Origin of the sequence: Uruburuella suis, from assembly GCF_004341385.1 — a bacterium.
Lineage (GTDB): Bacteria > Pseudomonadota > Gammaproteobacteria > Burkholderiales > Neisseriaceae > Neisseria > Neisseria suis.
In genome coordinates, this window is the sequence record NZ_SLXE01000054.1 from 1 (window position 1) to 8,489 (window position 8,489).

9 protein-coding genes are annotated in these 8,489 nt (G+C 53.6%); 5 read left to right on the plus strand and 4 right to left on the minus strand.

All coding sequences use genetic code 11. From position 1 onward, the window contains the following. Window positions 1-89: 89 nt before the first annotated feature. Window positions 90-731, minus strand: a complete 642-nt coding sequence (locus EV680_RS11645) for a GNAT family N-acetyltransferase (protein ID WP_132954913.1) — start codon at window positions 729-731, stop codon at window positions 90-92. Window positions 732-1,184: 453 nt separating this feature from the next. Further along, window positions 1,185-2,345: an FAD-dependent oxidoreductase gene (locus EV680_RS11650; RefSeq protein ID WP_132954914.1), complete on the minus strand. Its 1,161-nt coding sequence runs from the start codon at window positions 2,343-2,345 to the stop codon at window positions 1,185-1,187. Between the two features lie 180 nt (window positions 2,346-2,525). Here EV680_RS11650 and dusA point away from each other — a divergent pair, with 180 nt between their 5' ends. The 4 genes from dusA to EV680_RS11670 all read left to right on the plus strand — a co-directional run bounded on the left by dusA (window position 2,526) and on the right by EV680_RS11670 (window position 6,056). Then, window positions 2,526-3,524, plus strand: a complete 999-nt coding sequence (gene dusA / locus EV680_RS11655; protein ID WP_132954915.1) for a tRNA dihydrouridine(20/20a) synthase DusA — start codon at window positions 2,526-2,528, stop codon at window positions 3,522-3,524. Window positions 3,525-3,683: 159 nt separating this feature from the next. Beyond that, window positions 3,684-4,202, plus strand: coding sequence for a hypothetical protein (locus tag EV680_RS11660; RefSeq protein ID WP_132954916.1), 519 nt, complete (start codon window positions 3,684-3,686; stop codon window positions 4,200-4,202). Between the two features lie 69 nt (window positions 4,203-4,271). Continuing rightward, window positions 4,272-5,489 carry a hypothetical protein gene (locus tag EV680_RS11665; protein ID WP_132954917.1) on the plus strand — a complete coding sequence of 406 codons (1,218 nt, stop codon included), beginning with the start codon at window positions 4,272-4,274 and terminating at the stop codon, window positions 5,487-5,489. A 57-nt stretch (window positions 5,490-5,546) separates the two neighbouring features. Continuing rightward, entirely contained in the window at window positions 5,547-6,056 is a 510-nt protein-coding gene (locus EV680_RS11670) for a hypothetical protein (RefSeq protein ID WP_132954918.1), read from the plus strand. 54 nt (window positions 6,057-6,110) lie between these two features. On the opposite strand, the gene EV680_RS11675 is transcribed toward EV680_RS11670, so the two are convergent. Together EV680_RS11675 and EV680_RS11680 are read right to left on the minus strand one after the other, a co-directional pair. Then, on the minus strand, window positions 6,111-6,521 hold the full coding sequence (locus EV680_RS11675) for a hypothetical protein (protein ID WP_132954919.1): 411 nt from the start codon (window positions 6,519-6,521) through the stop codon (window positions 6,111-6,113). 71 nt (window positions 6,522-6,592) lie between these two features. Beyond that, window positions 6,593-7,897: a TolC family protein gene (locus EV680_RS11680; RefSeq protein WP_243650413.1), complete on the minus strand. Its 1,305-nt coding sequence runs from the start codon at window positions 7,895-7,897 to the stop codon at window positions 6,593-6,595. Window positions 7,898-8,205: 308 nt separating this feature from the next. Between EV680_RS11680 and EV680_RS11685 the strand changes: the two genes are divergently transcribed. Continuing rightward, on the plus strand, window positions 8,206-8,463 hold the full coding sequence (locus EV680_RS11685; protein WP_132954921.1) for a hypothetical protein: 258 nt from the start codon (window positions 8,206-8,208) through the stop codon (window positions 8,461-8,463). The last annotated feature ends 26 nt before the right edge of the window (window positions 8,464-8,489 follow it).

An 8,489-nucleotide genomic window follows, 5' to 3' on the forward strand; every position in this document is an offset into this window, starting at 1 on the left:
GGCAGGTGTATTAGGGTTGTGTGAGAGCTCCCTTTTTACACCTGCTTTCCTTTTTATTCAATGTTATGACAAGTAATTGTGAACAGACCCTAGGGCTTGTGCAGGAAGCGGCGGATTTTCTGCCACAGCCCCGGCGCGGGCGCGGTTTCGGCCAGGTTGCCGGCGGCGATTTTTTCGGCCAGCATGGCTTTGATGCGGGTGCGCCATTCGTGTTGCAAAATGCCGAACACGGCGGTGTTGCGGCGCACACCGCTGGCGAGCACCATATCGCTGCGCAACACGCCCTCTTGCGTGGCGCCTATGCTTTCGAGTGCGCGGATGCTGGCGTGGTTGTTGATATCGGCGGTGAAGGCCACGCGGCACATATCCCAATGCTCGAAAGCGTGTTGCAGCAGCAGATATTTGGTGCGCTTGTTGACATTGCTGCCGCGGGTGTCGGTGTGCAGCCAGGTGTAGCCGATGTGCACGCTTTTGTGGTGCTCGTCGATGTGGTAAAAGCGGGTGCTGCCCACGATGCGGCCTTGATATTCCACCACAAAAGGCAGGTGGCGGCCGGCGGCGCGCTGCACCAACGCGGTTTGGATATAGCTGTGCATATTTTCCGCGCCCAGCGCGCTGTTGGGCGTGTATTGCCAAGTGTCGGGGCATTCGGCGGCTATTTGCAGCAGCGCATCGAAATGATCGATGCTAAGCGGCAGCAGGCGCAAATCGGCATCTTGCAGAATGAGCATTTCCTTATCCTCCAAGCGGGTGGGCGGCAGGATTCGGCAACGGATGAAATGCTAGGGATCCTGACATTTCGATTTATGGGGGTATTTCGCCCCTGAAAACGCATCTGCCGCGTTAAAAAGCCTCGCAAGGTGTCCAACCTTGCTGCGCTTTTCGCCTTGCATCTGCATTTTCAGGAACAAAATCCCCCTCATAAACGAAATGTCAGGACACCCTAACGATAGCGTGTGAAGATGACGATTAAAGCTTATAAACTGAAAATTAACAGGCGGGTGATTTTTTACACGCAGCAGGTTGTGGGGAGCTGGTCGGATTCTCGAATCCGACACTTGTTTGCAGAACAAGCATCAGGGCTGAGACAAATGTCGGATACAAGTATCGAGCCGGCGGATTCTTTCAGACGGCCTCGCTTTGTTTTCTGCATTCAAGCTTATGAAAAGCATGTAAACAGGCTTTTATAAACCGAAAATCAATTGGCGGGTGAATTTTTTACGCGCGGCGGGCAGGCTGTCGAGCAGCGCCATCACGCCGCCGCGCCCTAATTTGAGCAGGGCGTCGGGGTGGTCGAAAAGCGTGACCAAGCTGTGGGTGAAGCCCACAATGGCTTGCGCATCAGGGCGGCGGCCGGCGGCATATTGCTGCGCCAGCGCGTTGTTGTTGAGGCTTTTGGCGGCCGCAAAGCAGGCGGCCAGCGCCAGCGCGTCGCGCACGCCCAAGTTCAGCCCTTGCGCGGCCACGGGGTGCATGGTTTGCGCGGCATTGCCGATGCAGATCACGCGGCCGCTGTAAACCTTATTGAGCTGCTTTAATTGCAGGGGAAACACCGCCGCTTCGCCGCGTGCTTTCAGACGGCCTAAATGATTGCCGAACGCGGCTTCAAAGGCGGCGGCGAAGTCTTCAAACGGCATGTTTTTGAGCGAGAGCGCATCGGCGGGAGTGCGCGTCCACACCAAGCGGTAGGCATGGTGGTAGGGCAAAAGGGCGAAAGGGCCGGCATCGGCAAAGCGCTCATATGCGGTGCCGTTGTTGCCTTGCTCGAATTCGAGCGTGGTCACCAGCGCCGATTGTTGGTAATCGTAGCTGTGGCATTGCAGGCCGGGCAGGCCTTCGGCGAGGTGGCCGCCCTCGGCCAGCACCACCCAATCGGCGGTGAGGCTGTGCGCACGGCCTTGCTGCTCGATTTGCAGCTCGGCAAAATGGCTGAGCGTGCGTACTTGGGCCACTTGCGTGTGCCACAACACCGGCACGTTTTGCGCCGCCAGCGCCGCTTCGCAGGCGCGCATCAGCAGCGCATAATCCACCGTGCGCCCCAGCGCCGCCACGCCCATATCTTCGGCGCGCAGCAAGGTGCGGCCAAACATGTTTTGCTGCGAAATATGCACGTTCACAATCGGCGTGGTTTCTTCTTCGGGCAGCACCACGCCCGCCTGCTGAAACGCCGCCACGCTGTTGAACGACAAAGCCAGCGTGCGCCGGTCGCGGATTTCGGCATGCTGCGGCCGCGCCTCAATCAACAACACCTGCCGCCCTTGGCGGGCAAGCTGCAAAGCAGCCAACACGCCGACGGGGCCGGCGCCGATTACGGCGATTTGGGTATGGGCGGGAACGGGCGGCATGATGAAACCTCGCAATGGCAACAAGCGCTTATTTTAGCGGATTTTGATAAAAGCAGCTGGATTAAGATAACAGGCCGTCTGAAAACAAATCGTTCAGACGGCCTTTGAGGAATAGGCGCAGTGTGCACCATGTTATAATGCGCAGTTGCGTTTTGCCCTATTTAAAGAGATTTTTCCACCATGCACAACCTGCCGCCGCGCCGCTTGGCCGTTGCCCCCATGCTCGACTGGACAGATAAACACTACCGCCATATGGCGCGCCAAATCACGCGCCACAGCTGGCTCTATAGCGAAATGATCAACGCCGGCGCGATTATCCACGGCGACAAAACGCGCTTTTTAATGTTTAACGAAGGCGAAAATCCGCTCGCCTTGCAGCTGGGCGGCAGCGAGCCTGCGGATTTGGCCAAAGCGGCCAAAGCGGCCGAAGATTACGGCTATAACGAAGTCAACCTTAATTGCGGCTGCCCCAGCCCGCGCGTGCAAAAAGGCGCATTCGGCGCCTGCCTGATGAACGATGCGGCGCTGGTGGCCGACTGCCTCAACGCCATGCAGGATGCGGTGCAGATTCCCGTTACCGTCAAGCACCGCATCGGCGTCGACCGCCAAACCGAATACAGCACCGTGGCCGATTTTGTGGGCACTCTGCGCAAGCAAACCGCCTGCCGTACCTATATCGTGCACGCGCGCAATGCCTGGCTCGACGGCTTGTCGCCCAAAGAAAACCGCGAAGTGCCGCCTTTGAAATACGAATATGTTTACCGCCTCAAGCAGGAATTTCCCGATTTGGAAATTATCATCAACGGCGGCATCACCACCAACGAAGAAATCGCCGCCCATCTGAAGCATGTAGACGGCGTGATGGTGGGGCGCGAAGCCTATCACAACCCGATGGTGATGCGCGATTGGGATGCCTTGTTTTACGGCAGCAGCCATGCGCCGATTACCGAAGCCGATTTGGTGGCGCGCCTTTACGATTATGCCTTAAGCCAAGTAAACGCCGGGCGCGGCACCACCGTGCGCCATATCGCCCGCCATTATCTGGGCCTGATGCACGGCCTGAAAAACGCCCGCAGCTGGCGGCGCATGCTCTCCGACGCCGCCTTGCTCAAGCCCAACCGCCCCGAGCTGATTTTGGAAGCGTGGGCGCAAGTGGCTGCGGCCAACGGGTTTGAATAAAATTAAATTGTCATAAAAATATAGGCCGTCTGAAACTTTTCAGACGGCCTATAGTCTTTTCTTAAGTTAATAATGATTTGCATTTATTAATTTAAATGTGCATTCCTCTGCCGGAAGGAATGTTTTTATGAGGCAGTTTGATTGAAAAGGAGAAACAATATGAATCTATACAGCAATATCGGCAATTTCTCTTCAGCCTTTAACGGCTGGCGTGCAGAGCCAAAAGAAAGCTTTCGGGCATCAGATTGGCAACCCATTCCTCCACCTGCAATCCCGCAGCCGTCAGGCTATATACCTTCTCTCTCAATACCGAGAGCACCTGTGGACAATCCTGCCCACGAAAATCATCCTGATACAAAAATAAAAGATGTGGCTTTATACGATTTGAAGGTTGTTGATGACGATGTATTGCGGCAAGTGGAAACCAATGTTGTGATGGTCACGCCGGATCCTATTGAAGACACACCCTCGAAAATTCTCGATTTCTCCGACCTCGATGCCAATTTGGAGAATTTAGAATTTATCCCGCAAAATCCGGTTATTACCGGTGATATTCATGCCCAAGTGCCAGCGCCGACACTGGCCGAACAGCCTCTGCCCAAACCACAAATCAGTCAAGCCCACCCTGCGCCTGCGTCCGAAACGCCGGAAGCCGCCGCAACCCACCCGCTCAACTAAAGCATAGGCGTATTGGGCGATGCCGCCACTTATGCCGATGCTGCGCTCGCAAACCCGCATCAAAGCTTTTTGGCCGAAACCGAAAAGCTTAAAAACAGCGCCTCGCTCAAGCATGATTTGGCCTCAGGCTTTTCGCGCCGCATTATGGAATTTGAAGAAGGCGGGATGCTCGATGAGCGCAAGGCTTATTATGCCAATAACCGTGAAGCACTGAATGAAGCGGTGGAGAAAATCCGCACCGATGCCGCTGAAACAACGCAGAAATACGGCGAGATGAGTGGCAAGCTGCACCTGCTCAACGGCATCACCAAAATCACCGGCGGCATCAGCAATGCCGCAGATGCATACGAGCTTGGCAGCCGCATCAATACTGCATCCCAAACCGACAACTGGGATCCGGTTGCAGGTCAGATTGCCAAAATCGTGGCTGCTGCTGTTTCGGTGGTTGGGAGCGCGGCGGTGGCCAGAGGGATGGGATTGATGCTTTTAGGTATGGGTGCTCCGGCTGGATTTGTCGCTGCTGCCACAATTGTAGGAGGCGTTGTGCTCACATACTTTGCGTTAGAGGGTGTCGAAGCCTTGGAAAAGAAAATTTCCATGGGTGAATTCCGTTCCGATGGCGGCATCAATGAATACGAATATTCCGATTTGGTGCTGTTCGGCAACAGCCTATCCGGCCGCCTTGAAAGTACGCGGCTGGCGGCTGAAAATGTCAGCATCATCGGCAACCATCATTTTAAAGATCTCGAAATCAACAGCGAGAGCGCCACCTTTATCGGCGATGTCCGCACCGAAGAAGCGTTGATTATCAACAGCAATGAAATCAGCATCATCAGCAACGAGCCCCATTTTGAAAACCCTATCGAAACACCACTTGCCGAAGGCGCAGATCCGGCAGCAGCTGAGGCACTTGTTGCCGCAGAAAATCCGTCTGCAGAGCCGCCTGCTCAGGCTGAAAGTGCAGTTGAAGCAGCCGGGCTGTGGCCGGCAGGCGGCTCGAGATTGGTTGCCTTCGAGCCTTATCTCTTTTTGCCCAATGCAGAAGCCGCATTGCCTGGTGCAGAGCCGCTCGTGCCGATTCCGGAAAACAGCCATCCGGCTGAAGAGGCAGCAAAAGAAACCAACCTTCCCTCAGAGCTTCTTGATGATGAATGGACATTTCTGCCATCGGGTGAAGTGCCGGCACCGGCAGCGCAGAGCCCTGCAAGCGCTCAGCCGCCGGTTTATCCCGAAGTGATTCAACCGGCCATCAGCCTGCCCGAGCCTCAGGAAAATCATTTAATATAATGTAAATTGATTGTCAGCCCGTCTGAATATTCAGACGGCCTTTAGGAGCTATAAAAAATGGATAAAAAACAGGTGGAAAATTATATTTTCTATGCCCTTTTGATTTTCCCTGTGGTGCTGTTTATTTTGATTCCGGCGCACCCTGCCGGCGATTTTGATTTTGCATTAAACCGTTTTGTCGATAAGTATTTATTGGGAAATGGCTATTATATGCCGTCGAATTACCCATTTAGCGCCAAGGTGGTAAACAGCTTCACCGTTGGTTTTGCGGTGATAATGGGAACCTTTGTCGGTATATGGCGTAAAGATGATGTGATCAGGGTGCCCAAGCATATCTGGTGGTATTGTTTATTGATTTTTGGATTGGGCATATCTACATTTTTACTAAGTTTGTATCCGCAAGTATTCAAAGTGAGCACGGGCAGAAGCTTTGGCACCAGCGAAGCGTTTCACAATAATCCGGTTTTATTTTTATTTATGATTATTGCGAAAGAGATTTGTATTTATATAGGCATTCGAGCGCCGCTTACCTTTTTATTATTTGCCATAGATTACAGCAGGAAATAAAAAGTAAGGCCGTCTGAACATTCAGACGGCCTTTTCAATCATGCAAACCGATATTTACGGAATGCTCGAAATCGGTGCTTTGCGTTTGAATTTCCATTTCACCGCATAGCCGGCCAGCACCGGAATGGCCGCGATAATCATTTTAAATGTCCAAGTGGCATACCACGGCTTGGCGATCACAATGGTTTCGCTGCTGGCACCGGGCACCAAAATATCGCTCACGGCATACCAATCGAGAAACGGCCACCAGCAAGCCACCAAAAGGCCGAGAAACACCGGCCAGATCAGGTGCGTGATGTTGCGCTGCCACAAGATGAAAAACACCAAAGCCCAAATCAGCGTGAGCGCGCTGATTAAAAGCGCGGTGTGGGTGGGCGCGCCCAGATAGTCGGCGATGAAATAAGTGAGCACCACCCAGAGGGCGGCGAGTATGGCCATGATAAATTCTTCGGGGCGTTTGAGCATGGGGCTCTCCTTTGTGGGAAAAGGCCGTTTGATGGCGGCACGATGATTTGCCGAATCTTACCGCAAAACGGCTATTTTGGGTATGCGGCAAACAAAAGCGCATTGATTTTCTCCGCACGCGCCTGCTCGCCCAACACGCCTGCGCTGTGCAGTAGCTGCAAATAAGCCTGAATATGCGCATATCGGGCTTCGGCCAGCTTTTGCACCGCCTCGGCCTGAGCCTGCTGCGCCTGCACTTCTTCCAAATTATTGCGTATGCCCACTTCTTTGCCCAAGCGCGTGGCTTGCAGCCGGGCATCGGCAGCATTCAGCAAACGCTGCTGGGCGAGCACTTGGATTTTGCTGCTGTGGCTGCCTAAATAAGCCTGCCGCACCGCCAGCTTGGCCTGTCGCTCGGCTGCCAACAATAATTCGCGGTTTTGCGCCACTCGGGCGGCGGCTTCGCGCACTTGGCTGGCGGTGTGGCCGCCGCTGTCTTGGCTGGCGGTGTGGCCGCCGCTGTCTTGGCTGGCGGTGTGGCCGCCGCTGTATAGCGGCATGCTCAATTGCAGCGTGAGCGTGGCGCCTTTGCTGCGGTATTTTTGTGCATCTCCGCCGTATTCGCGGGTGCTGTGGTTGTCTTGATAGCCGCTGTTGAGCGTGAGCTTGGGCAAATGGCCGCCTTTGGCGGCAGCAAGGGCGGCTTCGGCGTTTTCAAGCGCGGCTTTTTGCAATTGCCACGAGCGGTTGTGCGCAGCGGCCAGCTTTTGCCATTGCGGCTCTTGCCGGCCATCGAGAAAATCGACCTGCTCGGCCTGTTTGTCCAGCGGGCGGATGGCAGCAGCATTCAGCCCGGTTAAATCGGCCAGCGCATTTTCGGCCACCTGCAATTGGGTAGCCGTGGCGATTTCTTTGGCCAGCGCGGCATCATAGCCCGCTTGGGCTTCGTAAGTGTCGATAATGGTGGCCGCGCCTTGCGCAAACATGGCTTGCGCCTGCCGGATTTGCTGGCGGTAGGCGTTTTTTTCATCGCGAATCGCCGCCAATTTATCCCGATTCAGCAACACATCGAAATAAGCCTGCGCCACATTCAGGCGCACATCATCTGCATGATTTTCCAAGCGGATATCCGCCATCTGCGCCGCCAGCCGGCCTTGCCGGTATTGGGCGAAGCGGCTTTTATCATAAAGAATCTGGCTTGCCTGCACATTCCAGCCGTGGCTTTGGGTATTGGCGGAGAGCGAATAAGGCTGCTTTTGGTAAACCGCATTGGCGCTGATTTGCGGCAGCAGCGCCGCGCGCGCCTGATATTTTTGTTCTGCCTCGGCATCGCGGCTGTGTTTGGCAGCGGCATGGTCGGCTGAATAATGCAGGGCTGCTTGCCAGGCTTGAGCCAAATCGAAAGCATGAGCCGGTTGAAAAAGTGCGGATAGGGCAAAGCAAAAAGTGGGGAAAGGGCAGAATTTTGGCATATTTGTGTAAATTATCGGATTGAATATAAGAATAATTTCTAAATCTAGGCAAGAATAAGCATGATTATTTTAAATATTAAACTGAATAAAAATGATTATTGATAAATATAAAATTTATTTGTAATATAACATAAAATTTGTTTGAAATAATTAAATTCTGGTAAGCGCGCCAGTCAGTCGAGCCGGCTACGCGGCGCTGGGCACCGGCGCGCACAATAAGGAGCATCAGGAAAATGCATTTGGATTTCAATATTTCATCGGCTCAGTTTCATCAAGAATATCTTTATCAAAAACCGATGGTGTTTAAAGGCGCGGTAAAAAATATCGATATCGGCTGGAAAGAGATTAATGAGCTTTACCAACGGGCAAACCCGATGGATCCGCAATTCAAGCTGAGAAAAGGGGGCTTTGTGCCCAAAGAGGGCGTAAGGGACAAAAAAGGTGCTCTTTTGAAGAAACATCTTCCTAAGGGACATTTTAGGTGCTGTTAAGGTTTTTCCGAGAAAAATAATCCTTA

Excerpts from the sequence above, each read along its gene's own strand:
- EV680_RS11645 (WP_132954913.1), bottom strand. The coding sequence starts at position 731 with ATGCTCATTCTGCAAGATGCCGATTTGCGCCTGCTGCCGCTTAGCATC.
- EV680_RS11650 (WP_132954914.1), bottom strand. The coding sequence starts at position 2,345 with ATGCCGCCCGTTCCCGCCCATACCCAAATCGCCGTAATCGGCGCCGGC.
- dusA (WP_132954915.1), top strand. The coding sequence starts at position 2,526 with ATGCACAACCTGCCGCCGCGCCGCTTGGCCGTTGCCCCCATGCTCGAC.
- EV680_RS11660 (WP_132954916.1), top strand. The coding sequence starts at position 3,684 with ATGAATCTATACAGCAATATCGGCAATTTCTCTTCAGCCTTTAACGGC.
- EV680_RS11670 (WP_132954918.1), top strand. The coding sequence starts at position 5,547 with ATGGATAAAAAACAGGTGGAAAATTATATTTTCTATGCCCTTTTGATT.
- EV680_RS11675 (WP_132954919.1), bottom strand. The coding sequence starts at position 6,521 with ATGCTCAAACGCCCCGAAGAATTTATCATGGCCATACTCGCCGCCCTC.
- EV680_RS11685 (WP_132954921.1), top strand. The coding sequence starts at position 8,206 with ATGCATTTGGATTTCAATATTTCATCGGCTCAGTTTCATCAAGAATAT.